Raw genomic sequence first — 23,960 nt, forward strand, 5'->3', positions numbered from 1 at the left:
GACGAGCGGCAGGATTTTTTTCGAGGGGGCGACGAGGGGAGGGAGGGCCGGCTCTTTGCCGCAAGAACGATTTCTTGCGGCGAGTAAGAATCCAGCAGGGAAAGTTAATTACCCGTTAGAGCAACCATTGCCCATGACATGGTAATTAAGAATATGGCGCTGACCTTGTGAGTCTTCATATTCCATCTTCACCGGTACAACTTCGCAAACTTCCGGGATATTGCTCATGGACACTACTTTGGCAACGTCCAAGTGGGTGCTATAGGTGTAGTCCTCAACTATCGGGGCATTCTGGCCGGCCAGCTCGGTCGGGGCCTCGTCGGCCAGGGCGGCGGTGGCGCACAAGCTGCTGAGGGCCATAACTACGAGAGCTTTCATTTGTTTACTTACCTTCTTTTGGGCGAAAGGGGTCACGGGGCCCTTGTGAGGCCACGTGTGTAACTTAGGGTTGGTTAGTTCGGATTAACGATGCCTTCGTGGGGGCTGTTGCGTTGTTAATCACAGTGCCTTGTTGGCGGAGTTGATTTTAGGCCTGCGAGTTATATTCATATACCCGTGCTTTTGATAAACACTATTGGCGGTTTTTGTAACAATCCCGTGGTAAAGGTTTTTTCACAAAGCCGCAAAGCGCCACGGGGCGCGGGCCAGAGCGGCGAACGGGGATAGCAGGGCAATTTGTAGGGGCTTGTTACTACCATCGTCGAATGGTTCTATGGGGCTGCCCCGGCTACAACAGGGCATACAAAAACAACTATTGTCACCGAGGTAAGAAAGATGAGTGCGGCTTCCCTGTACCCCGTTCGCCCCGAAGTAGCAGCCAACACGCTGACCGACGAGGCGACCTACAAGGCCATGTACCAGCAGTCGGTGGTCAACCCCGATGGCTTCTGGCGTGAGCAAGCCAAGCGCCTTGACTGGGTCAAGCCTTTCACCGCGGTGAAGCAGACCTCGTTCGACGATCACCATGTCGATATCAAATGGTTTGCCGATGGCACCCTGAACGTTTCCTACAACTGCCTGGACCGTCACCTCGCCGAGCGCGGCGACCAGGCGGCGATCATCTGGGAAGGCGATGACCCTTCCGAAAGCCGCACCATCACCTACCGCGAGCTGCATGAAGAAGTCTGCAAGTTCGCCAACGCCCTGCGTGGCCAGGATGTGCACCGCGGCGACGTGGTGACTATCTATATGCCGATGATCCCCGAAGCCGTGGTCGCCATGCTGGCGTGTACCCGCATCGGTGCGATCCACTCCGTTGTATTCGGCGGCTTTTCGCCGGAAGCCCTGGCCGGTCGCATCATCGACTGTAAGTCGAAGGTGGTGATCACTGCCGACGAAGGCATCCGTGCCGGTAAGAAAATTCCGCTGAAGGCCAACGTCGACGACGCGCTGACCAACCCGGAAACCAACAGCATTCAGAAAGTCATCGTGTGCAAGCGCACCAATGGCGCGATCAAGTGGAACCAGCATCGCGACATCTGGTACGAAGACCTGATGAAAGTGGCCGGCACCGTGTGTGCGCCCAAAGAGATGGGCGCTGAAGAAGCGCTGTTCATCCTTTATACCTCCGGTTCCACCGGCAAGCCTAAAGGTGTGCAGCACACCACCGGCGGCTATCTGCTCTACGCAGCCCTGACCCACGAGCGCGTTTTCGACTACCGCCCGGGTGAAATCTACTGGTGCACCGCCGACGTCGGTTGGGTCACTGGCCACACCTATATCGTCTACGGCCCGTTGGCGAATGGCGCGACCACGCTGCTGTTCGAAGGCGTGCCGAACTACCCGGATATCACGCGGGTGGCGAAGATCGTCGACAAGCACAAGGTCAATATCCTCTACACCGCCCCGACCGCGATCCGCGCGATGATGGCTTCCGGCACCGCTGCTGTAGAAGGCGCCGATGGCAGCAGCCTGCGTTTGCTCGGTTCGGTAGGCGAGCCAATCAACCCGGAAGCCTGGGACTGGTACTACAAGAACGTTGGCCAATCCCGTTGCCCGATCGTCGACACCTGGTGGCAGACCGAAACCGGCGGCAACATGATGAGCCCGTTGCCGGGCGCGCATGCGCTCAAGCCGGGTTCGGCGGCACGCCCGTTCTTTGGCGTGGTGCCGGCGCTGGTGGATAACCTCGGTAACCTGATCGAGGGCGTCGCCGAAGGCAACCTGGTGATCCTCGATTCATGGCCAGGCCAGGCGCGCACGCTGTATGGTGACCATGACCGTTTCGTCGACACCTACTTCAAGACCTTCCGGGGCATGTACTTCACCGGCGACGGCGCGCGCCGTGACGAGGACGGCTACTACTGGATCACCGGGCGTGTGGATGACGTGCTGAACGTGTCCGGCCACCGCATGGGCACCGCCGAGATTGAAAGCGCGATGGTCGCTCACCCTAAAGTCGCGGAAGCGGCGGTGGTCGGCGTGCCGCATGACATCAAGGGGCAGGGCATCTATGTGTATGTCACGCTCAAGAATGGCGAAGAGCCGAACGAAGCGCTGCGCCTGGAGCTGAAAAACTGGGTGCGCAAGGAAATCGGGCCGATTGCTTCGCCGGACGTGATCCAGTGGGCACCGGGCTTGCCGAAGACGCGCTCGGGGAAAATCATGCGGCGGATTTTGCGCAAGATTGCTACGGCTGAGTATGACGGGTTGGGGGATATCTCGACGCTGGCAGACCCGGGTGTGGTGGCGCATTTGATTGAGACGCACAAGACGATGAATGTGGCGTAAGGCAGGTTGGTAGGACAGAGCCCTGTCTGGTGTAAGCCAGGTGGGGCTTTTTTATGAAGTATTGAAACCAATGGAGATCAAAAATGTGGGAGGGGGCAAGCCCCCTCCCACATTTGGATTGCATTCCAGGTTGTGCATCACCTTCAGCCCAATAAATATCGGTTTATGCAGTAGGCCGTTTCCGAATGTTACCGCTGAACCTAAATGTGTAACCCCGCGCCCAAACATGAGGCAAAGTGCTACGCCTGCGCCCCTTAAAGCCGCATTCCAGACACCCGCCGAAAGAAGATTAAACGCCAGACTTGCCGTGCTAGAAGGGTTTGCGAATAATAGGCCCGCAATTTGCAGCATCAACAGGTTTAATATCTTTTGTCTCTGCATAAAATTCAGGGGCTGTCAATGTGCTGAAACCGCTTTCTCGGTGCTTCTGTAAATAGTTGTCGCATTGAGGAAATATCGGCTTCCGGCCTGTCGTTAGAATGCCGATCACTCGCTCGTCGTCTCCGGTGTTGAACTGGCGTAGGACGCAGCACCGCAATTCGGTTCCTTTACGTCGCATCGTGGGCCATGGCTCATACTGCTGTTTTGCCCTATACCGATGGAGTCCCAAGATGAAGAAACTCGTGCTGTTGGGCGCCCTGGCGCTGTCCGTGCTGTCCATGCAGGCTTTCGCTGAAGGCAAGCCGTTGAAAATTGGTATCGAAGCGGCTTACCCGCCGTTTGCCTCGAAGGCGCCGGATGGCAGCATCGTCGGCTTTGACTACGACATCGGCAACGCCCTGTGCGAAGAGATGCAGGTTAAATGTACCTGGGTTGAGCAAGAGTTCGACGGCCTGATCCCTGCGCTCAAAGTGCGCAAGATCGACGCGATCCTGTCGTCCATGTCCATCACCGAAGACCGCAAGAAGTCCGTGGACTTCACCAACCGCTACTACCTGACCCCAGCGCGCCTGGTGTTGAAGGAAGGCGTTGCGGTGACCGACAGCCTGGACGAACTCAAAGGCAAGAAAATCGGCGTGCAGCGTGGTTCGATCCACGACCGTTTCGCCAAGGAAGTGTTGGCGGCCAAAGGCGCCACCATCGTGCCTTACAGCTCGCAGAACGAAATCTACCTGGACGTAGAAGCCGGTCGCCTCGACGGCACCGTGGCCGACGCCACCCTGCTGCAGGAAGGTTTCCTCGACACCCCAGCCGGTAAAGGCTACGCGTTCACCGGCCCGGCCTTCACCGACGCCAAATACTTCGGCGACGGCATCGGCATCGCTGTACGTAAAGGCGACAAGGAAAACCTGGACCGCATCAACGCAGCCATTGCCGCGATCCGTGCCAACGGCAAATACAAAGAAATCGAGAAAAAGTACTTCAACTTCGACATTTACGGTCCTGAAACCAAGTAAATCGTCTTAGCTGTCTGTCCGAAATGGCGCAAGCAACAGAATTCCTGAGGTTTGCGCCATTTTTTCATCCCCCTTTTCGAGGACCTGAATCATGTTGAAAGGCTACGGGGCCGTCATCCTCGATGGCGCATGGTTGACGCTTCAGCTCGCCTTGTCGTCCATGGCCTTGGCCATTGTTCTGGGTCTGATCGGGGTCGCGTTACGCCTGTCGCCGGTGCGCTGGTTGGCCTGGCTGGGTGACTTGTACTCCACGGTGATCCGCGGGATCCCCGACCTGGTGCTGATTCTGCTGATTTTCTACGGCGGTCAGGACCTGCTTAACCGCGTCGCGCCGATGCTCGGCTATGACGACTATATCGACTTGAACCCCTTGGCTGCCGGTATTGGCACCCTGGGTTTCATCTTTGGCGCCTACCTGTCGGAAACTTTCCGCGGCGCCTTCATGGCCATTCCCAAGGGCCAGGCCGAAGCCGGCCTTGCGTATGGCATGAGCAGTTTCCAGGTGTTTTTCCGGGTGATGGTGCCGCAGATGATCCGGCTGGCGATCCCCGGGTTTACCAACAACTGGCTGGTACTCACCAAGGCCACCGCGCTGATTTCGGTGGTGGGCCTGCAAGACATGATGTTCAAGGCCAAGCAGGCGGCAGATGCCACCCGCGAGCCTTTTACCTTCTTCCTCGCAGTGGCGGCGATGTACCTGGTGATCACCAGCGTGTCGTTGCTGGCCCTGCGCTATCTTGAGAAGCGCTACTCGGTAGGCGTAAGGGCGGCTGATCTATGATCTTCGACTACAACGTCATCTGGGAGGCCATGCCGCTGTACCTTGGCGGCCTGCTGACCACCCTGAAACTGCTGGCCATTTCGCTGTTCTTCGGCTTGCTTGCCGCTTTGCCCCTGGGCCTGATGCGTGTGTCCAAGCAGCCGATCATCAATGGCGTGGCGTGGCTCTACACCTACGTGATCCGTGGCACGCCGATGCTGGTGCAGCTGTTCCTGATCTACTACGGGCTGGCGCAATTCGAAGCCGTGCGCGAAAGCTTTATGTGGCCACTGCTGTCCAGCGCCACCTTCTGCGCGTGCCTGGCCTTTGCGATCAACACCAGCGCCTACACCGCCGAAATCATCGCCGGCAGCCTCAAGGCCACGCCGAACGGCGAGATCGAAGCGGCCAAGGCCATGGGCATGTCGCGTTACAAGCTGTACCGCCGCATCCTGCTGCCGTCGGCCCTGCGCCGCGCGCTGCCGCAGTACAGCAACGAAGTGATCATGATGTTGCAGACCACCAGCCTGGCCTCCATCGTCACCCTGATCGACATCACCGGCGCCGCGCGCACCGTGAACGCACAGTTCTACCTGCCGTTCGAAGCCTATATCACCGCCGGCGTGTTCTACCTGTGCCTGACCTTCATCCTGGTGCGCCTGTTCAAGTTGGCCGAGCGCCGCTGGCTGAGCTACCTGGCTCCACGGAAGCACTGAGATGGAACGTATCGACCACCTGTTGCCCTGGGGGCACCTGGGCTGTGAACGCCAGCTGAGCGTGTTCCGTTTCGGCAAAGGCGAGCGCAAGGCCTATATCCAGGCCAGCCTGCACGCCGACGAATTGCCGGGGATGCGCGCCGCGTGGGAGCTGAAAAAACGCCTCACCGAACTGGAGCAACAAGGCGCCCTCAACGGCGTGATCGAGCTGGTGCCGGTGGCCAACCCGATGGGCCTCGGCCAGTTGCTGCAAGGCAGCCACCAGGGGCGTTTCGAGGTCGGCAGCGGCAAGAATTTCAACCGTGATTTCGTTGAGCTGAGCGAGCCGGTGTCTGCGCAGTTGCAAGGCAAACTCGGCGATGACCCCCACGCTAACGTGCGCCTGATTCGCCAGGCCATGAGCGACGCACTCAACGCACTGCCCGAGCCCGCCAGCCAGCTGCAAGGCATGCAACGCATCCTGCTGAGCCACGCGTGCACCGCCGATGTGGTCCTCGACCTGCATTGTGATGCTGAAGCCGCGCTGCATATGTATGCGCTGCCCCAGCACTGGCCGCAGTGGCGTTCGCTGTCGGCGCATTTGAATGTGAAAGTCGGCCTGCTGGCGGAAGACTCCGGCGGCAGTTCGTTTGACGAAGCCTGCTCGTTGCCGTGGTTGCGTCTGGCCCGGGCATTCCCCGAGGCGCAGATCCCGCTGGCGTGCCTGGCGACCACCCTGGAGCTGGGCGGCCAGGCCGACACCGGCCGTGACGAAGCGATCTTCCACGCCGAAGGCATCCTGGCGTTCCTCGCCGAGCAGGGGCTGATCACCGGCGAATGGCCGGCGCCGCAGCACGAACCCTGCGAAGGCGTGCCGTTCGAAGGCACCGAGTTGTTGTTTGCGCCCCACGCCGGGGTGATCAGTTACTTGCGTAAAGCCGGTGACTGGGTGGACACCGGCGAAGCGATTTTTGAAGTGATTGACCCCCTGGAAGACCGCGTGAGCACCATCTGCGCGGGCACCTCGGGGGTGTTGTTTGCCGTTGAACGGCTACGTTATGCCCAAGCGGGTTTCTGGCTGGCCAAGGTGGCGGGGCGCGAAGCGCTGCGTCACGGGCGCTTGCTCAACGACTGACCACCTGTTTTTGTGAGAACCGACCGCATGTACAAACTTGAAGTCCAAGACCTGCATAAACGCTATGGCAGTCATGAAGTGCTCAAAGGTGTATCCCTGGCCGCCGCGGCCGGTGATGTGATCAGCATCATCGGTTCCAGCGGTTCGGGCAAAAGTACCTTTTTGCGCTGCATCAACCTGTTGGAGCAACCCCACGCCGGCAAGATTTTGCTCAATAACGAAGAGCTGAAACTGGTGGCCAACAAGGACGGCGCCATGAAGGCTGCCGACCCTAAACAGCTGCAGCGCATGCGTTCGCGTCTGTCCATGGTGTTCCAGCATTTCAACCTGTGGTCGCACATGACCGCGCTGGAAAACGTGATGGAAGCTCCGGTGCACGTGCTGGGCATGTCGAAAAAAGACGCGCGTGAAAAGGCCGAGCACTACCTGGCCAAGGTTGGCGTGGGCCATCGTAAGGATGCGTTCCCCGGCCACATGTCCGGCGGCGAGCAGCAGCGCGTGGCCATCGCCCGCGCCCTGGCGATGGAACCGGAGGTGATGCTGTTTGACGAACCCACCTCGGCGCTCGACCCGGAACTGGTCGGCGAAGTGCTCAAGGTGATGCAGGACCTGGCCCAGGAAGGCCGCACCATGGTGGTGGTGACCCACGAAATGGGCTTTGCCCGTGAAGTGTCGAACCAGTTGGTGTTTTTGCACAAAGGCATTGTTGAAGAACGTGGCAACCCGCGTGAAGTGCTGGTGAACCCGCAGTCCGAGCGTTTGCAGCAGTTCCTCTCCGGCAGCTTGAAATAGCCTTTACCTGCTTGAGCTGCTTTTGGCTTTTTGCTTTATGTGGGAGGGGGCTTGCCCCCGATAGCGGTGAATCAGGTTCACATGTACTGGCTGATACACCGCCATCGGGGGCAAGCCCCCTCCCACATTAGATCTCCATAGTGGATCTTTATCGTTTTTAAGCTTTGTGTTGGTTTACGGGCTAGCATTGGCCTTTGTCTTCATCACCGTTCTTCGCTTCGGATAGCACTCCATGACCGCCCACAAAATTGGTTTTCTCATTTGGCCCAGCACAAAAGCACTGACGCTTGCGCTGGCTGAGGAGGCCTTGCGCGTTGCTCAGCGGGTGCATCCGGACGTGGTCTACGAGCTGTCGTTCCTGCTCGCGGAGCCGGCTACCGAAGGTGCATGGACGTTGCCCGGCGAGCCATGGGCCGGCAAGCTCGAAGGCTTCCAGAAACTGTTCCTGCTCGCAGACGAGCCGCCCACGGCGATCGCCTCCCAACTCAGCACCGCGCTCAAGCAATTGGTGCGCGCCGGGTGTGTGATCGGCGGCCTGTCGGCCGGTGTGTATCCGCTGGCCCAGCTCGGCCTGCTCGACGGCTACCGCGCCGCCGTGCACTGGCGCTGGCAGGACGACTTTGCCGAGCGCTTCCCCAAGGTAATCGCCACCAGCCATTTGTTCGACTGGGACCGTGACCGCCTGACCGCCTGCGGCGGTATGTCGGTGCTCGACCTGTTGCTGGCCGTGCTGGCCCGCGACCACGGCGCCGAACTGGCCGGTGCAGTCTCCGAAGAACTGGTGGTAGAGCGCATCCGCGAAGGCGGCGAGCGCCAGCGCATCCCGCTGCAAAACCGCTTGGGTTCCAGCCATCCGAAGCTCACCCAGGCGGTGCTGCTGATGGAGGCCAATATCGAAGAACCGCTGACCACCGATGAAATCGCCCAGCACGTGTGCGTGTCGCGACGACAACTGGAACGGATCTTCAAGCAATACCTCAACCGCGTCCCCAGCCAGTACTACCTGGAATTGCGCCTGAACAAGGCCCGCCAGATGTTGATGCAAACCAGCAAGTCGATCATCCAGATCGGCCTGTCCTGCGGCTTCTCCTCGGGGCCGCACTTCTCCAGCGCCTACCGCAACTTCTTTGGCGCCACTCCCCGCGAAGACCGCAACCAACGGCGCAGCAGCAGCCCGTTCGAGTTGTCGTCGGTGCCGTCCGAGCGCGGTTAGTCCTCCCAGTCAATCGCGAGCAGGGGCGGTATATCGATATCGGCCAGCGGCCGGGTGAGGTCGGGCATCTCGCTGATGGGAAAACCGCCTGCGGGATATTCTCCAGCCCGGCCTTGTGAATACGCAGTTGCCGCAATCTGGAGTAGCTATTGAGGAACGCCTCGACGCTGGTGGTGCTGCTGTCGCCCCTGAACGCCAGGAAGGTGACGCGCGGCATGCGCAGGTTCAGGGTCGGTAGCGTGTCGCGACGGCTTGGAGAGGGATTGCTCATGGCTTGGATTCCAACGGGAATGACAGCCAAGGGGACCAAGACCGGGCAGGACGCAGGCGGTGCATAGATGGTTTTTGCCAGGGCCGAGACAAATCCGCGTGCCGATGCCGCAAACCCCGCGCCAGCGTTTAAACTGCGCCATTGCGACGGTATTTGTCGCATTGGCGTAAACCCGCGAAAATCGCGGGTTGGCGCTATAAGAAGTTGTCGCTTGGCGGCAAGGCCGCACTCAAAACTGTCCTTACAATCCCTGCATCGCCCGCCAGTTCCAGGCAGGCGTTCCTCTTCAGGAGACTCCGATGTCCGTTGAGCAAGCCCCGGTGCAACGTGCCGATTTCGACCAGGTGATGGTGCCCAACTATGCACCTGCCGCCTTTATTCCTGTGCGCGGCGAAGGTTCGCGCGTATGGGACCAGGCGGGTCGCGAGCTGATCGACTTTGCCGGCGGCATCGCGGTCAACGTATTGGGCCACGCCCACCCGGCGCTGGTCGGCGCACTGACCGAACAGGCCAACAAGCTGTGGCACGTGTCCAACGTCTTCACCAATGAGCCGGCCCTGCGCCTGGCGCATAAGCTGATCGACGCCACGTTTGCCGAGCGTGTGTTCTTCTGCAACTCCGGCGCCGAAGCCAACGAGGCCGCGTTCAAGCTGGCCCGTCGCGTGGCGTTCGACCGCTTTGGTACCGAGAAGTACGAGATCATCGCCGCGCTGAACAGCTTCCACGGCCGTACCCTGTTCACCGTCAACGTCGGTGGCCAGTCGAAGTACTCCGATGGTTTCGGGCCTAAAATCACCGGCATCACCCACGTCCCTTATAACGACCTGCAAGCGCTGAAAGCCGCCGTGTCGGACAAGACCTGCGCCGTGGTGCTGGAGCCGATCCAGGGCGAAGGCGGCGTGCTGCCGGCCGAACTGGCCTACCTGCAAGGTGCCCGCGAGCTGTGCGACGCCAACAACGCGCTGCTGGTGTTCGACGAAGTGCAAACCGGCATGGGTCGCAGCGGCCACCTGTTTGCCTACCAGCATTACGGCGTGGTGCCGGATATCCTCACCAGCGCCAAGAGCCTGGGCGGCGGTTTCCCGATCGCGGCGATGCTCACCACTGAAGCGCTGGCCAAGCACCTGGTGGTCGGCACCCACGGCACCACCTACGGCGGCAACCCGCTGGCGTGCGCGGTGGCTGAAGCTGTGATCGACGTGATCAACACCCCCGAGGTGCTGGCCGGCGTCAACGCCAAGCACGACCAGTTCAAGGCGCGCCTGGAGCAGATCGGCAAGCAATACGGCATCTTCACCGAAGTGCGTGGCATGGGCCTGCTGATCGGTTGCGTGCTGAGCGACGCGTTCAAAGGCCGTGCCAAGGACGTGTTCAACGCAGCCGAAAAAGAAAACCTGATGATCCTGCAAGCCGGCCCGGACGTGGTGCGTTTTGCGCCGAGTCTGGTGGTGGAAGAGGCGGATATCCAGGAAGGTCTGGACCGTTTTGAGCGTGCCGTGAAGACCCTGACCCAAGCCTGATCGGCTAGCCGGGATCAAATGTGGGAGGGGGCTTGCCCCCGATAGCGGTGGATCAGTCACCTGATTTATCAACTGACAGACTGCGATCGGGGGCAAGCCCCCTCCCACATTGGAATGTGCTCTACAAGGGGATAGGTGTTGTTTTGAGGCCTGTCCGGTATTTTTTCCTATGAGTTTTCGAGTTAAGGAGTGACACCATGCTGGTGATGCGCCCCGCGCAAATGGCTGATCTGGGCGAGGTACAGCGTCTGGCTGCGGACAGCCCGATTGGTGTCACCTCCTTGCCGGATGATGTGGAACGCCTGAGCGACAAGATCGCCGCCAGCGAAGCGTCCTTCGCGGCCGAGGTCAGTTTCAACGGTGAAGAAAGCTATTTCTTCGTGCTCGAAGACACCGAGACCGGCAAGCTCGCCGGCTGCTCGGCCATCGTCGCCTCGGCGGGTTACTCGGAGCCGTTCTACAGCTTCCGTAACGAAACCTTCGTGCACGCTTCCCGCGAACTGAAGATCCACAACAAGATTCACGTGCTTTCCCAGTGCCACGACCTCACCGGCAACAGCCTGCTCACCAGTTTCTACGTGGTGCCCGAGCTGGTCGGGTCGCCATGGTCGGAGCTCAATTCCCGTGGCCGCCTGCTGTTTGTCGCCGGCCACCCCGAGCGCTTTGCCGACTCGGTGGTAACCGAGATTGTCGGCTACAGCGACGAGAACGGTGATTCGCCGTTCTGGGACGCCATCGGTCGCAACTTCTTCGACCTCAATTACGCCGCCGCCGAGCGCCTGTGTGGGCTGAAAAGCCGCACCTTCCTCGCCGAGCTGATGCCGCATTACCCGATCTACGTGCCGCTGCTGCCGGACGAAGCCCAAGAGGCGATGGGCCAGGTGCACCCGCGTGCGCAGATCACCTTCGACATCCTCATGCGCGAAGGCTTCGAGACCGACCATTACATCGACATCTTCGACGGTGGCCCGACGCTGCACGCACGGGTCTCGGGCATTCGCTCGATTGCCCAGAGCCGCGTGGTGCCGGTGAAGATCGGCGAGATGATCAAAGGGGCAGGGCGCCAGTACCTGGTCAGCAATGGCCAGTTGCAGGATTACCGCGCGGTGATGCTGGAACTGGACTACGCGCCGGGTAAACCGGTAACCCTGGACCTGGCCGCCGCCGAAGCGCTGGGTGTAGGCGAAGGCGCAAGCGTGCGTTTGGTAGCGGTTTAAAGAATTGAGTGTCGCGGGTGGCTGCAAGGCGGCCCGTCTGAGGAGATAGCATGATCGTTCGTCCCGTACGCAGCAGCGATTTACCGGCCCTGATTGATCTGGCGCGCAGCACCGGCACCGGCCTCACCACCTTGCCGGCCAACGAAGAGCGCCTGACTCACCGGGTTGGCTGGGCCGAAAAAACCTTTCGCGGCGACGCCGGGCGCGGGGATGCCGACTACCTGTTCGTGCTGGAAAACGACGAGGGCCGCGTGGTGGGCATTTCCGCCATCGCCGGCGCCGTTGGCCTGCGCGAGCCCTGGTACAACTTCCGGGTTGGGCTGACCGTCAGCGCCTCCCAGGAGCTGAATATCTACCGCGAGATTCCGACGCTGTTTTTGGCCAACGACCTCACCGGCAATTCCGAGCTGTGTTCGTTGTTCCTGCACGCCGATTACCGCACCGGCCTCAACGGCCGCATGCTGGCCAAGGCGCGCATGCTGTTTATCGCCGAGTTCCCGCAGCTGTTCGGCAACAAGATCATTGCCGAGATGCGCGGCGTGTCCAACGAGGCCGGGCGTTCGCCGTTCTGGGAAAGCCTGGGCCGGCACTTCTTCAAGATGGAGTTCAGCCAGGCCGACTACCTCACGGGTGTGGGCAACAAGGCGTTTATCGCCGAGCTGATGCCGAAATTTCCGTTGTACAGCTGCTTCCTGTCCGAGGACGCGCGCAACGTGATCGGCAAGGTTCACCCCGACACCGAGCCGGCGCTGAGCATGCTCAAGAGCGAAGGCTTCAGCTACCAGGGTTATGTCGACATCTTCGACGCCGGCCCGGCGGTAGAGTGTGAAACCAGCAAGATCCGTGCGGTGCGTGACAGCCAGTCGCTGGTGTTGGCCATCGGCACACCGGGGGACGACGCCACGCCGTTCCTGATCCATAACCGCAAGCGCGAAGACTGCCGCATCACTGCCGCGCCGGCCCGACTGGCGGCAGGCACTCTGGTGGTCGATCCACAGACCGCCAAGCGCCTGCAACTGGTGGTCGGTGATCAAGTGCGTGCCGTACCGTTGTCTGCTGCCCGGGAGTCGAAATAATGAATTCGCTGTATATCGCAGGTAGCTGGCTGGCTGGCCAGGGTGAACTGTTTGAATCGCGCAACCCGGTGACCCAGCAGGTGTTGTGGGCCGGCAATGGCGCCACTGTCGAGCAGGTCGAGTCCGCCGTGCAGGCTGCGCGTCAGGCGTTTCCGGACTGGGCCCGACGCCCGCTCGAGGAACGCATCAGCGTGCTGGAAACCTTTGCCAACACCCTGAAAAGCCGCGCCGACGAAATCGCCCGTTGCATTGGTGAGGAAACCGGTAAGCCACTGTGGGAATCGGCTACCGAAGTCACCAGCATGGCCAACAAGATTGCCATCTCGGTGCAAAGCTACCGTGAGCGTACCGGCGAAAAGAGCGGCCCACTGGGCGACGCCACTGCCGTGCTGCGCCACAAGCCCCACGGGGTGGTGGCGGTGTTTGGCCCGTACAACTTCCCTGGCCATTTGCCCAACGGGCATATTGTCCCGGCCTTGTTGGCGGGGAACACCGTGCTGTTCAAGCCGAGCGAGCTGACCCCCAAAGTCGCCGAGCTGACCGTGCAATGCTGGATCGAAGCCGGTTTGCCGGCGGGCGTGCTGAACCTGCTGCAAGGCGCGCGGGAAACCGGTATCGCGCTGGCGGCCAACCCGGGCATCGATGGCTTGTTCTTTACCGGCTCCAGCCGTACCGGCAATCACCTGCACCAGCAGTTCTCGGGGCGCCCGGACAAGATCCTGGCCCTGGAAATGGGCGGCAACAACCCGCTGGTCGTGGACGAAGTGGCCGACGTGGATGCGGCGGTCTACACCATTATTCAATCGGCGTTTATCTCGGCCGGCCAGCGCTGCACCTGTGCCCGTCGCCTGCTGGTGCCGGAAGGCGCCTGGGGTGATGCGCTGCTCGCGCGTCTGGTGGCGGTGAGCGCGACGATTGCAGTGGGTCCATTCGACCAGCAACCGGCGCCGTTCATGGGCTCGGTGATTTCCCTGGCGGCGGCCAAAGCCTTGATGGACGCCCAGGAACTGATGCTGGCCAATGGCGCGGTGGCGCTGCTGGAAATGACTCAACCCCAGGACCAGGCCGCACTGCTGACCCCGGGCATCATCGACGTGACCGGCGTGACCGAGCGCGAAGACGAAGAACTGTTCGGCCCGCTGCTGCAAGTGATCCGCTACGCTGATTTTGCCGGCGCGATTGCCGAGGCCAACAACACTCAATATGGCCTGGCCGCCGGCTTGCTGTCGGACTCCGAAGCGCGTTTCCAGCAGTTCTGGCTGGAAAGCCGCGCCGGCATCGTCAACTGGAACAAACAGCTGACCGGCGCCGCCAGCACCGCGCCATTTGGCGGGGTAGGGGCCTCGGGCAACCATCGCGCGAGTGCGTATTACGCGGCGGATTATTGTGCGTATCCGGTGGCCTCGCTGGAAACCCCGAGCCTGGTGGTTCCGGCCACACTGACGCCCGGTATTACGCTGAAGTGAAGGTGACAGTGATTTAATCTGGGAGGGGCGGTGCGACGATTCGACTTGCCCCCGATGGCGCTGTGTCAGTCACCTATTGATTAACTGGCAGACTGCTATCGGAGGCAAGCCTCCTCCCACATTGGATTTGTGGTGTGTTGCAGACTTTTGAAGCCTATAAAAACAGATGTTCGTGGAGCCTCGCCGATGAAATCCTATGAAGTCAATTTTGACGGTCTAGTGGGGCCGACCCATAACTACGGCGGTTTGTCCTTCGGCAACGTCGCGTCCCAGAGCAACAGCCAGCAGCATTCCAACCCCAAGGAAGCGGCGTTGCAGGGCCTGCAGAAAATGAAGGCCCTGATGGATATGGGCTTTGTGCAAGGCGTATTGGCGCCCCAGGAACGTCCTGATGTAGCGGCCTTGCGCAGCCTCGGTTTCAGCGGCAGTGATGCCCAAGTCATCCAGCAAGCCGCCAAGCAGGCCATGCCTTTGCTGGTCGCCAGCTGCTCGGCATCGAGCATGTGGGTGGCCAACGCCGCCACTGTCAGCCCGAGCGCCGACACCTTTGACGGCCGCGTGCACTTCACCGCCGCCAACCTCAACTGCAAATACCACCGCAGCATCGAACACCCGACCACCAGCCGCGTGCTGGGGGCGATGTTCGCCGACGACAAACACTTTGCCCACCACGCCGCGTTGCCGGCGGTGGCGCAGTTCGGCGACGAAGGCGCGGCCAACCACACGCGTTTCTGCCGTGAGTACGGTGAGGCGGGCGTGGAGTTTTTCGTGTTCGGCCGCAGCGCGTTCGACCCGCGTTACGCCGCGCCGCAGAAATACCCGGCGCGCCAGACCCTCGAAGCCTCCCAGGCCGTCGCGCGCCTGCACGGTTTGAAGGACGACGGCGTGGTCTACGCCCAGCAGAACCCGGCAGTGATCGATGCCGGTGTGTTCCACAACGACGTCATCGCCGTGGGCAATGGCGAGGTGCTGTTCTATCACGAAGACGCTTTCCTCCATACCGAGCAGATGCTCGGCGAGCTGCAGGCCAAGTTGGGCAAGCTGGGCGGTAATTTCCAGTCGGTGTGCGTGCCGCGCGCCCAGGTCAGTGTCGAAGACGCGGTGCGTTCCTACCTGTTCAACAGCCAGTTGCTGACGCGCCCTGACGGCTCGATGCTGCTGATCGTGCCGGAAGAATGCCGCGCCAATGAGCGCGTGTGGCAGTACCTGCAAAACCTCACGGCTGCCGGTGGGTTGATCCGCGAAGTGAAAGTCTTCGACCTCAAGCAAAGCATGCAGAACGGCGGCGGCCCGGCGTGCCTGCGCCTGCGTGTTGCCTTGAACGAAACCGAGCTGGCGGCGGTAAACCCAGGCGTTATCATGACCGCGCCGTTGTACGACACCTTGACCCAGTGGGTCGACAAGCACTACCGCGACAGCCTGCGCGAAACCGACCTGGCTGACCCGCAATTGTTGCTGGAGTGCCGGACGGCATTGGATGAACTGACGCAAATCCTTAAACTGGGCTCGGTTTATCCTTTCCAGATTAATTAACGCCATACGGCTGAGAGTTATTTTATGACCACCGACACCCTGAAACTGATTCTTGAAGACACCGACGGCACCCAGCTGGAAACTTCCTGCACCCGCGTCGCCGTGGTCTGGCAGGGCAAGGAAATCTGGATCCAGCACGACGGCCGTGGCCAATTGCTGATCGGCGTGGACGTGGAAGAAGGCGACGCCGAGTACGCCAACCTGCTGATGCGCCCATTGGCCACCAACCTGATGAGCCTGCAACTGGAAATGGAACCGGCCGACGTTGAAGGTGACGACGACGATCACGTCCACGGCCCAGGCTGCAACCACTAAGGAAGCTGCTTATGCTCGCCCTCGGCAAACTGCTTGAACTGACCCTCGCCGGTCGTGAACCGGCGCAAAAAATTCAACTGACTGTCGACGGCGTGCAGATGCGCTGGCTCAGCGAGGGCGCGCTGGAAGTGCGCCCGCCGCAGGCCTTGGACAACGGCAGCGACCTGCTGCTGTCGTCCGGCATCCATGGCAACGAAACCGCGCCGATCGAACTGCTCGACCGCCTGTTGCATGGCATTGCCCGTGGGGAGATCAAACCCCGCGCCCGAATTCTGTTCCTGTTCGGTAACCCCGAGGCCATGCGCCGCGGCGAGCGTTACCTTGAGCTGGACGTCAACCGGCTGTTCAACGGCCGGCATGAACAAAACATCGGCCCCGAAGCCATGCGCGCCGCCGAGCTTGAGCAACTGGCACGCAGCTTCTTCAGCCAGCCCGACCGTTCGCGTCTGCATTACGACCTGCACACCGCCATTCGCGGCTCGAAGATCGAGCAGTTTGCCTTGTACCCGTGGAAAGAAGGGCGCCAGCACTCACGCCACGAACTGGCACGCCTGAACGCCGCCGGCATGCAGGCCGTGCTGCTGCAGAACAAAACCTCGATTACTTTCACCGCGTTTACCTACGAGCAACTGCAGGCCGAAGCCTTCACGTTGGAGCTGGGCAAGGCGCGGCCGTTCGGGCAGAACCAGGGCGTGGACGTGTCCCGCCTGGAAACCCGCCTCAAGCAGATCATCGAGGGCAGCGAGCCGGCCACCGAGAGCCTGGAAGGCTTGCAACTGTTTGCCGTGTCCCGTGAAGTCATCAAGCACAGCGATGCCTTCCTGATGCACCTGCCGGCAGACGTGGAAAACTTCTCGCCGTTGGCGCAGGGCTATCTGCTGGCCGAAGATGTGGCCAAGACCCGCTGGGTGATCGAGGAGGAGGGCGCGCGCATCATCTTCCCCAACCCGAAGGTGAAGAATGGCTTACGGGCCGGGATACTGATTGTGCCAACCACGGACGCTGGCCTGGCATAGACCCCGAGATTCACACGGTCAAATGTGGGAGGGGGCTTGCCCCCGATAGCAGTGTGTCAGCCAGCTTATCTGTAGCTGACACACCGCTATCGGGGGCAAGCCCCCTCCCACATTGGTTTTGAGTTGTTGCTTAGACCGCTACCGCGCGTGGCTCGCTGCGGCGGATCGCGCGGACTTTGTGCAGGGTGTCGGCGCAGGTGCGCGCAGCTTCCTGGCCCTTGTGCACAAAGTGGTCATGGAAGAACGCATGGTGCTCGCTGCCGGCGTGGAAGTGGTGCGGGGTCAGGGACACCGAGAACACCGGTACTTCAGTTTCCAGCTGCACCTGCATCAGGCCGCTGACCACCGATTGGGCGACGAATTCGTGACGGTAGATGCCGCCGTCCACCACCAGCGCGGCAGCGACGATACCGGCGTAACGGCCGGTCTTGGCCAGCAGTTTGGCGTGCAGGGGCATTTCAAAGGCGCCGCCGACTTCGAAGAAATCGATGTCCGATTCCTGGTAGCCCTGGGCGAGCATTTCGGCGAGGAAGCCTTTGCGGGATTGGTCGACAATATCCTTGTGCCAGCAGGCCTGGATAAACGCGACGCGCTCGCCGTGGTGGTTTTTGCTTTTGCTGTCGATTGCGGTGGGTTGCATGTTCTGACTCCTGTTTAAGAAAAAAACAGGGCGTTATGAATCGAATGGGATTTAAGGGTACGCAAACACACGGGGTGTGCGGCCCTTAGGTGCCAATCCCGTTCTCTCTTCATCCGGACTATGACCGTCGGCCCCGGGATCACACCGGGTCTGCTGACCTTGTCGCCGTCCTGCGTGAGCAGTTCGAGGCGCCAAGCGCTCGCGGGCTATACACATTGCGTGCAATTACCGCCGGTGGGGAATTGCACCCCGCCCTGAGAACGTTGCCGCCAGAACCCTGGCGGCGGAGAGTTTTTAACATGGTTTTTCAAAAACTGCACGAGCGCCGTATCGATAACCTATATCGGTTTGTTTGGTTGGTATTCGATTGAATGCAGGTGGGGCTTGATATTCCGCGGGTTTGCCCGCAGTAATCGTTTATACGCCAACAATGATTAAAGGCCCCCCGCATGACCGCCATAGACCTGCGCAGCGACACCGTGACCCAACCCACCCCCGGCATGCTCGACGCCATGGCCACTGCCGCCAGCGGCGATGACGTCTACGGCGAAGACCCCAGCGTTAACCACCTGGAGGCCGAACTGGCCAAGCGCCTGGGGTTCGCCGCGGCGTTGTTCGTGCCCACCGGCACCATGAGCAACCTTCTGGCGTTGATGGCTCACTGTGAGCGGGGCGAGGAATACATCGTCGGCCAGCAGGCCCACACCTACAAATACGAAGGTGGCGGGGCGGCGGTGCTGGGCTCGATCCAGCCGCAGCCGCTGGAAGTGCAGGCGGACGGTTCGCTCGACCTGAATCAAGTGCTTGAGGCGATCAAGCCGGATGATTTCCACTTCGCCCGCACCCGCTTGCTCGCGTTGGAAAACACCATGCAGGGCAAGGTGCTGCCATTGGACTACCTGGCCAAGGCGCGCGCGTTTACCCGTGAGCATGGCCTGGCCCTGCACTTGGACGGCGCGCGGCTCTACAACGCTGCAGTCAAGCTGGGGGTGGATGCGCGGGAGATTGCCCAGCATTTCGATTCGGTGTCGGTGTGCCTGTCCAAGGGCCTCGGCGCGCCGATCGGCTCGGTGCTGTGCGGCTCCAAGGCGTTGATCGCCAAGGCGCGGCGTTTGCGCAAGATGGTCGGCGGCGGTATGCGCCAGGCCGGCTCGCTGGCGGCGGCGGGGCTGTATGCGCTGGATCACCAGGTGCAGCGCCTGGCCGACGACCACGCCAACGCTCAATGGCTGGGCGATGAATTGCGCAAGGCCGGCTACAGCGTGGAGCCAATGCAGACCAACATGGTCTACGTGCAGGTCGGCGACCGGGCCCAGGCCTTGAAGGCCTTTGCCGCCGAACGCGGGATCAAGCTGAGCGCCGCGCCACGCCTGCGCATGGTCACGCATTTGGATGTGAGCCGTGCGCAGATCGAGCAAGTCGTGCAGACATTCGTCGACTTTTCCCGAAAATGACCGTGCAGACCGTCTAATTGACTGTCTCTATCGCATAAACACGCTGTACCACCGGCAAAGGGCCGATATAATGCGGCCCTTTGCCGTCGCTCCGTCTGATGATGTTGCGCACTGGCCTTTGGCCGCAGCCTCCGTGGAAGAACCTAATGAAAAGCGCAGAAATCCGTGAAGCCTTCCTTCGCTTCTTCGAGGAGCAAGGGCACACCCGTGTCGCCTCCAGCTCCTTGATCCCGGGCAATGACCCAACCCTGCTGTTCACTAACGCGGGCATGAACCAGTTCAAGGACTGCTTCCTGGGCCAGGAAAAGCGCGCGTACACCCGCGCCACCAGCAGCCAGAAGTGCGTACGCGCCGGCGGTAAGAACAGCGACCTGGAAAACGTCGGTTACACCGCACGCCACCACACCTTCTTCGAAATGCTGGGTAACTTCAGCTTCGGTGACTATTTCAAGAAAGACGCGATTACCTTCGCCTGGACCTTCCTGACCGGCGTGTTGAAGCTGCCGAAGGAAAAACTCTGGGTCACCGTCTATGCGACGGACGACGAAGCGTATGACATCTGGACCCAACAAATCGGTGTGCCCGCCGAGCGCATGATCCGCATCGGCGACAACAAGGGCGCGCCGTACGCCTCCGACAACTTCTGGACCATGGGCGATACCGGCCCGTGCGGCCCGTGCACCGAAATTTTCTACGATCACGGCGCCGACATCTGGGGTGGCCCGCCGGGCTCGCCGGAAGAAGACGGCGACCGTTACATCGAGATCTGGAACAACGTGTTCATGCAGTTCAACCGCACCGCCGACGGCGTGTTGCATCCGCTGCCGGCGCCGTCGGTGGATACCGGCATGGGCCTGGAGCGGATCAGTGCGGTGATGCAGCACGTGCACTCCAACTACGAAATCGACCTGTTCACCAACCTGCTGAGCGCCTCGGCGGCGGCCATTGGCTGCGCCAATGAAAGCCAGTCTTCGCTCAAGGTGGTGTCGGACCACATCCGTGCCTGCGGCTTCCTGATTGCCGACGGCGTACTGCCGTCCAACGAAGGCCGTGGCTACGTGCTGCGTCGCATCATCCGTCGCGCCTGCCGTCACGGTAACAAGCTGGGCGCCACCGGCAGCTTTTTCTACAAGATTGTGGCCGCACTGGTTGCCGAGATGGGCGAAGCCTTCCCGGAACTCAAGCAGCAGCAAGGCAACATCGAGCGCGTGCTCAAGGCCGAGGAGGAGCAATTCTCCAAGACCCTGGAACACGGCCTGAAGATTCTGGAGCAGGACCTGGCCGAACTTAAAGGCACCGTGGTGCCGGGTGATGTGGTGTTCAAGCTGTACGACACCTACGGCTTCCCGATGGACCTGACCGCCGACATCGCCCGTGAGCGTGAGCTCACCATCGATGAGGCCGGTTTCGAACGTGAGATGGAAGCCCAGCGCGTGCGTGCGCGTTCCGCCAGCTCCTTTGGCCTGGACTACAACACCCTGGTCAAGGTCGACGTACCGACCGAATTCATTGGTTACAGTGCCACCGTGGGCTCGGCCAAGATCGTCGCCCTCTATAAAGACGGCAAGTCGGTCGACGTGTTGAACGAAGGCGACGAGGCGGTTGTGGTCCTGGACCAGACGCCGTTCTACGCCGAGTCCGGTGGCCAGATCGGCGACTGTGGCTTCCTGAGCTCGACCTCCGGCCGTTTTGAAGTGCGCGACACCACCAAGACCGGCGGCGCGTTCCTGCACCACGGTGTGCTGGTGCTGGGCAACCTGACCGTCGGTGCGCCGGTTGACACCCAGGTCGATGCCGACGTGCGTAACGCGACTGCGCTGAACCACTCGGCCACGCACTTGCTGCACGCTGCGCTGCGTCAGGTACTCGGCGAGCACGTCCAGCAGAAGGGTTCGTTGGTCGACAGCCAGCGCCTGCGTTTCGACTTCAGCCACTTTGAAGCGATCAAGCCTGCGCAGATCAAGGCCCTGGAAGATATCGTCAACGCCGAAATCCGCAAGAACACCCCGGTGCAAACCGAAGAAACCGACATCGAGACCGCCAAGGCCAAGGGCGCCATGGCGCTGTTCGGCGAGAAGTACGGTGACAGCGTGCGCGTGCTGAGCATGGGTGGCGATTTCTCGGTAGAACTGTGTGGCGGTATCCACGCCAACCGTACCGGCGACATTGCCCTGCTGAAGATCATCAGCGAAGGTGGCGTGGCCTCCGGTGTGCGCCGTATCGAGGCAGTGACCGGTGCTGCGGCCCTGGACTACCTCAATGCAGCCGAAGAACAACTCAAGGAAGCGGCCAGCCTGGTCAAGGGCAGCCGCGACAACCTGATCGACAAGCTGTCCGCTGTGCTGGAGCGCAACCGCGCGCTGGAGAAACAGTTGGAGCAGTTGCAAGCCAAGGCAGCCAGCGCGGCAGGCGACGATCTGTCGGCTGCTGCGGTGGACGTCAAGGACGTGAAAGTCCTGGCCGCACGCCTGGACGGTCAGGACGGCAAGGCGCTGTTGGCCCTGGTCGATCAGTTGAAGAACAAGCTCGGCCGCGCAGTGATCCTGCTCGGCAGTGTCCATGAGGATAAGGTCGTTCTGGTTGCCGGTGTAACCAAGGACCTGACTGGCCAACTCAAGGCCGGTGATTTGATGAAGCAAGCCGCCGCGGCAGTGGGCGGGAAGGGCGGTGGTCGTCCGGACATGGCACAAGGCGGTGGTGTAGACGCCGGTGCCCTGGACGCGGCCCTGGCCCTGACCGTACCGTTTGTCGAGGCGGGCATTTAAGGCGCTGTGGATGAGCCCATGGTCTAGTCATGGGCTCGCCTGGCTGCTTGAAGATTTGTTTATTGGGCGCCCCTTTACGGGCTGAGGCGGCTTAGAAATGGCTTTGATCGTACAGAAATTTGGAGGCACCTCGGTCGGCTCTGTCGAAAGAATCGAGCAGGTGGCCGACAAGGTTAAGAAATTCCGCGATGCCGGCGACGACCTGGTGGTGGTGCTGTCGGCCATGAGCGGCGAGACCAATCGCCTGATCGATCTGGCCAAGGCAATCAGTGGCGACCAGCAACCGCTGCCGCGTGAGCTGGATGTGATTGTGTCCACCGGCGAGCAGGTGACCATTGCCCTGTTGGCCATGGCCCTGAACAAGCGTGGCGTGCCGGCCGTGTCCTACACTGGTAGCCAGGTGCGCATCCTGACTGACAGTGCGCATACCAAGGCGCGCATCCTGCAGATCGATGATCAGAAAATCCGCACAGATCTGAAAGCCGGTCGCGTGGTAGTTGTAGCAGGGTTCCAGGGTGTGGACGAGCAGGGCAACATCACGACCCTCGGGCGTGGCGGTTCGGACACCACCGGCGTGGCGCTGGCAGCGGCTCTCAAGGCCGATGAATGCCAGATCTATACCGACGTGGACGGCGTGTACACCACCGACCCGCGTGTGGTGTCTGTGGCTCAGCGCCTGGACAAGATCACCTTCGAAGAGATGCTGGAAATGGCCAGCCTCGGTTCCAAGGTGTTGCAGATCCGCGCGGTGGAGTTCGCCGGCAAGTACAACGTTCCGCTGCGCGTATTGCACAGCTTCAAAGAGGGTCCGGGCACCCTCATTACTATTGATGAAGAGGAATCCATGGAACAGCCGATCATTTCCGGCATCGCTTTCAACCGCGATGAAGCCAAGCTGACGATCCGTGGCGTGCCAGACACCCCGGGCGTGGCGTTCAAGATCCTGGGCCCTATCAGCGGCGCGAACATTGAAGTCGACATGATCGTGCAGAACGTTTCGCACGATAACACCACCGATTTCACCTTCACCGTGCACCGCAACGAGTACGATGCAGCCGAACGTATCCTGCAGAACACCGCGAGCGAGATTGGCGCCCGTGAAGTGGTCGGCGATACCAAAATTGCCAAGGTGTCGATCGTGGGTGTGGGCATGCGTTCCCATGCCGGCGTTGCCAGCCGCATGTTCGAGGCGCTGGCCAAGGAAAGCATCAACATCCAGATGATCTCCACCTCGGAAATCAAAGTCTCGGTGGTGATCGAAGAGAAGTACCTGGAACTGGCTGTACGCGCGCTGCACACCGCTTTTGAGCTGGACGCTCCGGCCCGACAGGGCGAGTGATAGCAATGCCAGGAAGGCGCGGTTTACCGCGCCTTTCATTTTTTGTAGGGCGCATGGTCTTTTACGTGTGCTCGACAATACTTAGGCCGTTAGGGCTATGGCCGTCAGGTCGTAGGTCGAGCGCCTTTTTTTTGCAGACTGTTGTTCCTGAACTGAAATGCGTGAGGAGAAAGGTATGCTGATTCTGACTCGTCGGTGCGCAGAAAGCCTGATTATCGGTGATGGCGAAATCACCGTGACCGTGCTCGGCGTCAAAGGCAATCAAGTACGTATCGGGGTTAACGCTCCGAAAGAGGTAGCGGTCCACCGCGAGGAAATCTACCTGCGGATCAAGAAAGAGAAGGACGAAGAACCAAGCCTTTAATTTTTATCGTTTTTTATGTTTGCAAACGGGGATGAACGTGGTTAATATACGCCCCGTGTTGCGGAGAGCTGGCCGAGTGGCCGAAGGCGCTCCCCTGCTAAGGGAGTACACCTCAAAAGGGTGTCGGGGGTTCGAATCCCCCGTTCTCCGCCATTATTTGCTTAGTACGTTGCAATCTGGTTTTTTCGCTAAGTTGTTGAAATTAAACGAAAAAATAGCTTTACATAGAGATTGAACGGCCTATAATGCGCGGCAACAAATG

20 protein-coding genes, 1 tRNA gene and 1 riboswitch are annotated in these 23,960 nt (G+C 60.7%); of the genes, 19 read left to right on the forward strand and 2 right to left on the reverse strand.

All coding sequences use genetic code 11. From position 1 onward, the window contains the following. Window positions 1–108: 108 nt before the first annotated feature. On the reverse strand, window positions 109–378 hold the full coding sequence (locus tag AC0IYH_RS02440; protein WP_116625893.1) for a DUF2790 domain-containing protein: 270 nt from the start codon (window positions 376–378) through the stop codon (window positions 109–111). A gap of 396 nt (window positions 379–774) precedes the next feature. Here AC0IYH_RS02440 and acs point away from each other — a divergent pair, with 396 nt between their 5' ends. The 14 genes from acs to astE all read left to right on the forward strand — a co-directional run bounded on the left by acs (window position 775) and on the right by astE (window position 17,136). Then, the gene (acs, locus tag AC0IYH_RS02445; protein WP_116625894.1) at window positions 775–2,730 is read left to right on the forward strand and encodes an acetate--CoA ligase; all 1,956 of its coding nucleotides are present in this window, start codon (window positions 775–777) and stop codon (window positions 2,728–2,730) included. Between the two features lie 611 nt (window positions 2,731–3,341). Beyond that, a complete protein-coding gene (locus AC0IYH_RS02450) occupies window positions 3,342–4,127 on the forward strand; it encodes an ABC transporter substrate-binding protein (protein ID WP_116625895.1) in 786 nt (261 codons plus the stop codon). Between the two features lie 91 nt (window positions 4,128–4,218). After that, complete coding sequence (locus AC0IYH_RS02455; protein ID WP_032886746.1) at window positions 4,219–4,908, forward strand: ABC transporter permease; 690 nt, start codon at window positions 4,219–4,221, stop codon at window positions 4,906–4,908. Beyond that, complete coding sequence (locus AC0IYH_RS02460) at window positions 4,905–5,603, forward strand: ABC transporter permease (protein ID WP_116625896.1); 699 nt, start codon at window positions 4,905–4,907, stop codon at window positions 5,601–5,603. The genes AC0IYH_RS02455 and AC0IYH_RS02460 overlap by 4 nt, the downstream gene beginning before the upstream one ends. Before the next feature lies 1 nt (window position 5,604). After that, the gene (locus AC0IYH_RS02465) at window positions 5,605–6,717 is read left to right on the forward strand and encodes a succinylglutamate desuccinylase/aspartoacylase family protein (RefSeq protein WP_471832887.1); all 1,113 of its coding nucleotides are present in this window, start codon (window positions 5,605–5,607) and stop codon (window positions 6,715–6,717) included. Between the two features lie 27 nt (window positions 6,718–6,744). Continuing rightward, on the forward strand, window positions 6,745–7,509 hold the full coding sequence (locus tag AC0IYH_RS02470) for an ABC transporter ATP-binding protein (RefSeq protein ID WP_003214336.1): 765 nt from the start codon (window positions 6,745–6,747) through the stop codon (window positions 7,507–7,509). A 232-nt stretch (window positions 7,510–7,741) separates the two neighbouring features. Beyond that, entirely contained in the window at window positions 7,742–8,722 is a 981-nt protein-coding gene (gene argR, locus AC0IYH_RS02475; protein ID WP_116625898.1) for a transcriptional regulator ArgR, read from the forward strand. 570 nt (window positions 8,723–9,292) lie between these two features. Next, window positions 9,293–10,513: an aspartate aminotransferase family protein gene (locus AC0IYH_RS02480; protein ID WP_471832888.1), complete on the forward strand. Its 1,221-nt coding sequence runs from the start codon at window positions 9,293–9,295 to the stop codon at window positions 10,511–10,513. Window positions 10,514–10,710: 197 nt separating this feature from the next. Continuing rightward, window positions 10,711–11,730, forward strand: coding sequence for an arginine/ornithine succinyltransferase subunit alpha (aruF, locus tag AC0IYH_RS02485; protein WP_116625900.1), 1,020 nt, complete (start codon window positions 10,711–10,713; stop codon window positions 11,728–11,730). 50 nt (window positions 11,731–11,780) lie between these two features. Then, window positions 11,781–12,806, forward strand: coding sequence for an arginine N-succinyltransferase (gene astA, locus AC0IYH_RS02490; protein WP_116625901.1), 1,026 nt, complete (start codon window positions 11,781–11,783; stop codon window positions 12,804–12,806). Then, window positions 12,803–14,272, forward strand: a complete 1,470-nt coding sequence (gene astD, locus AC0IYH_RS02495; protein WP_471833016.1) for a succinylglutamate-semialdehyde dehydrogenase — start codon at window positions 12,803–12,805, stop codon at window positions 14,270–14,272. Before astA ends, astD begins: the two co-directional genes overlap by 4 nt. A 186-nt stretch (window positions 14,273–14,458) precedes the next feature. Continuing rightward, window positions 14,459–15,805, forward strand: a complete 1,347-nt coding sequence (gene astB / locus AC0IYH_RS02500; RefSeq protein WP_116625903.1) for an N-succinylarginine dihydrolase — start codon at window positions 14,459–14,461, stop codon at window positions 15,803–15,805. A 24-nt stretch (window positions 15,806–15,829) separates the two neighbouring features. Then, the gene (locus AC0IYH_RS02505) at window positions 15,830–16,120 is read left to right on the forward strand and encodes a hypothetical protein (RefSeq protein WP_003214319.1); all 291 of its coding nucleotides are present in this window, start codon (window positions 15,830–15,832) and stop codon (window positions 16,118–16,120) included. An 11-nt stretch (window positions 16,121–16,131) separates the two neighbouring features. Continuing rightward, window positions 16,132–17,136, forward strand: a complete 1,005-nt coding sequence (gene astE, locus AC0IYH_RS02510) for a succinylglutamate desuccinylase (RefSeq protein ID WP_116625904.1) — start codon at window positions 16,132–16,134, stop codon at window positions 17,134–17,136. Between the two features lie 130 nt (window positions 17,137–17,266). On the opposite strand, the gene AC0IYH_RS02515 is transcribed toward astE, so the two are convergent. Continuing rightward, on the reverse strand, window positions 17,267–17,776 hold the full coding sequence (locus AC0IYH_RS02515) for a 6,7-dimethyl-8-ribityllumazine synthase (RefSeq protein WP_471832889.1): 510 nt from the start codon (window positions 17,774–17,776) through the stop codon (window positions 17,267–17,269). A 96-nt stretch (window positions 17,777–17,872) separates the two neighbouring features. Beyond that, a riboswitch (FMN riboswitch) is annotated at window positions 17,873–18,042 on the reverse strand. Between the two features lie 183 nt (window positions 18,043–18,225). On the opposite strand from AC0IYH_RS02515, the gene ltaE reads away from it, so the two are divergent. The 5 genes from ltaE (at window position 18,226) to AC0IYH_RS02540 (ending at window position 23,851) form a co-directional block, all read left to right on the forward strand. Further along, window positions 18,226–19,230 carry a low-specificity L-threonine aldolase gene (gene ltaE / locus AC0IYH_RS02520; protein WP_471832890.1) on the forward strand — a complete coding sequence of 335 codons (1,005 nt, stop codon included), beginning with the start codon at window positions 18,226–18,228 and terminating at the stop codon, window positions 19,228–19,230. A gap of 146 nt (window positions 19,231–19,376) precedes the next feature. Further along, complete coding sequence (gene alaS / locus AC0IYH_RS02525) at window positions 19,377–21,995, forward strand: alanine--tRNA ligase (RefSeq protein WP_471832891.1); 2,619 nt, start codon at window positions 19,377–19,379, stop codon at window positions 21,993–21,995. A 97-nt stretch (window positions 21,996–22,092) separates the two neighbouring features. Further along, window positions 22,093–23,334 (forward strand): aspartate kinase, encoded by a 1,242-nt coding sequence (locus tag AC0IYH_RS02530; RefSeq protein ID WP_056861669.1) that lies wholly within the window; start codon window positions 22,093–22,095, stop codon window positions 23,332–23,334. Between the two features lie 175 nt (window positions 23,335–23,509). Then, window positions 23,510–23,698, forward strand: a complete 189-nt coding sequence (gene csrA, locus AC0IYH_RS02535) for a carbon storage regulator CsrA (RefSeq protein ID WP_003175645.1) — start codon at window positions 23,510–23,512, stop codon at window positions 23,696–23,698. A gap of 62 nt (window positions 23,699–23,760) precedes the next feature. Then, window positions 23,761–23,851 (forward strand) — tRNA-Ser (locus AC0IYH_RS02540). Window positions 23,852–23,960: the final 109 nt, after the last annotated feature.

Source organism: Pseudomonas sp. AC463 (assembly GCF_979253585.1).

Excerpts from the sequence above, each read along its gene's own strand:
- AC0IYH_RS02440 (WP_116625893.1), bottom strand. The coding sequence starts at position 378 with ATGAAAGCTCTCGTAGTTATGGCCCTCAGCAGCTTGTGCGCCACCGCC.
- acs (WP_116625894.1), top strand. The coding sequence starts at position 775 with ATGAGTGCGGCTTCCCTGTACCCCGTTCGCCCCGAAGTAGCAGCCAAC.
- AC0IYH_RS02450 (WP_116625895.1), top strand. The coding sequence starts at position 3,342 with ATGAAGAAACTCGTGCTGTTGGGCGCCCTGGCGCTGTCCGTGCTGTCC.
- AC0IYH_RS02455 (WP_032886746.1), top strand. The coding sequence starts at position 4,219 with ATGTTGAAAGGCTACGGGGCCGTCATCCTCGATGGCGCATGGTTGACG.
- AC0IYH_RS02460 (WP_116625896.1), top strand. The coding sequence starts at position 4,905 with ATGATCTTCGACTACAACGTCATCTGGGAGGCCATGCCGCTGTACCTT.
- AC0IYH_RS02465 (WP_471832887.1), top strand. The coding sequence starts at position 5,605 with ATGGAACGTATCGACCACCTGTTGCCCTGGGGGCACCTGGGCTGTGAA.
- AC0IYH_RS02470 (WP_003214336.1), top strand. The coding sequence starts at position 6,745 with ATGTACAAACTTGAAGTCCAAGACCTGCATAAACGCTATGGCAGTCAT.
- argR (WP_116625898.1), top strand. The coding sequence starts at position 7,742 with ATGACCGCCCACAAAATTGGTTTTCTCATTTGGCCCAGCACAAAAGCA.
- AC0IYH_RS02480 (WP_471832888.1), top strand. The coding sequence starts at position 9,293 with ATGTCCGTTGAGCAAGCCCCGGTGCAACGTGCCGATTTCGACCAGGTG.
- aruF (WP_116625900.1), top strand. The coding sequence starts at position 10,711 with ATGCTGGTGATGCGCCCCGCGCAAATGGCTGATCTGGGCGAGGTACAG.
- astA (WP_116625901.1), top strand. The coding sequence starts at position 11,781 with ATGATCGTTCGTCCCGTACGCAGCAGCGATTTACCGGCCCTGATTGAT.
- astB (WP_116625903.1), top strand. The coding sequence starts at position 14,459 with ATGAAATCCTATGAAGTCAATTTTGACGGTCTAGTGGGGCCGACCCAT.
- AC0IYH_RS02505 (WP_003214319.1), top strand. The coding sequence starts at position 15,830 with ATGACCACCGACACCCTGAAACTGATTCTTGAAGACACCGACGGCACC.
- astE (WP_116625904.1), top strand. The coding sequence starts at position 16,132 with ATGCTCGCCCTCGGCAAACTGCTTGAACTGACCCTCGCCGGTCGTGAA.
- AC0IYH_RS02515 (WP_471832889.1), bottom strand. The coding sequence starts at position 17,776 with ATGCAACCCACCGCAATCGACAGCAAAAGCAAAAACCACCACGGCGAG.
- ltaE (WP_471832890.1), top strand. The coding sequence starts at position 18,226 with ATGACCGCCATAGACCTGCGCAGCGACACCGTGACCCAACCCACCCCC.
- alaS (WP_471832891.1), top strand. The coding sequence starts at position 19,377 with ATGAAAAGCGCAGAAATCCGTGAAGCCTTCCTTCGCTTCTTCGAGGAG.
- AC0IYH_RS02530 (WP_056861669.1), top strand. The coding sequence starts at position 22,093 with ATGGCTTTGATCGTACAGAAATTTGGAGGCACCTCGGTCGGCTCTGTC.
- csrA (WP_003175645.1), top strand. The coding sequence starts at position 23,510 with ATGCTGATTCTGACTCGTCGGTGCGCAGAAAGCCTGATTATCGGTGAT.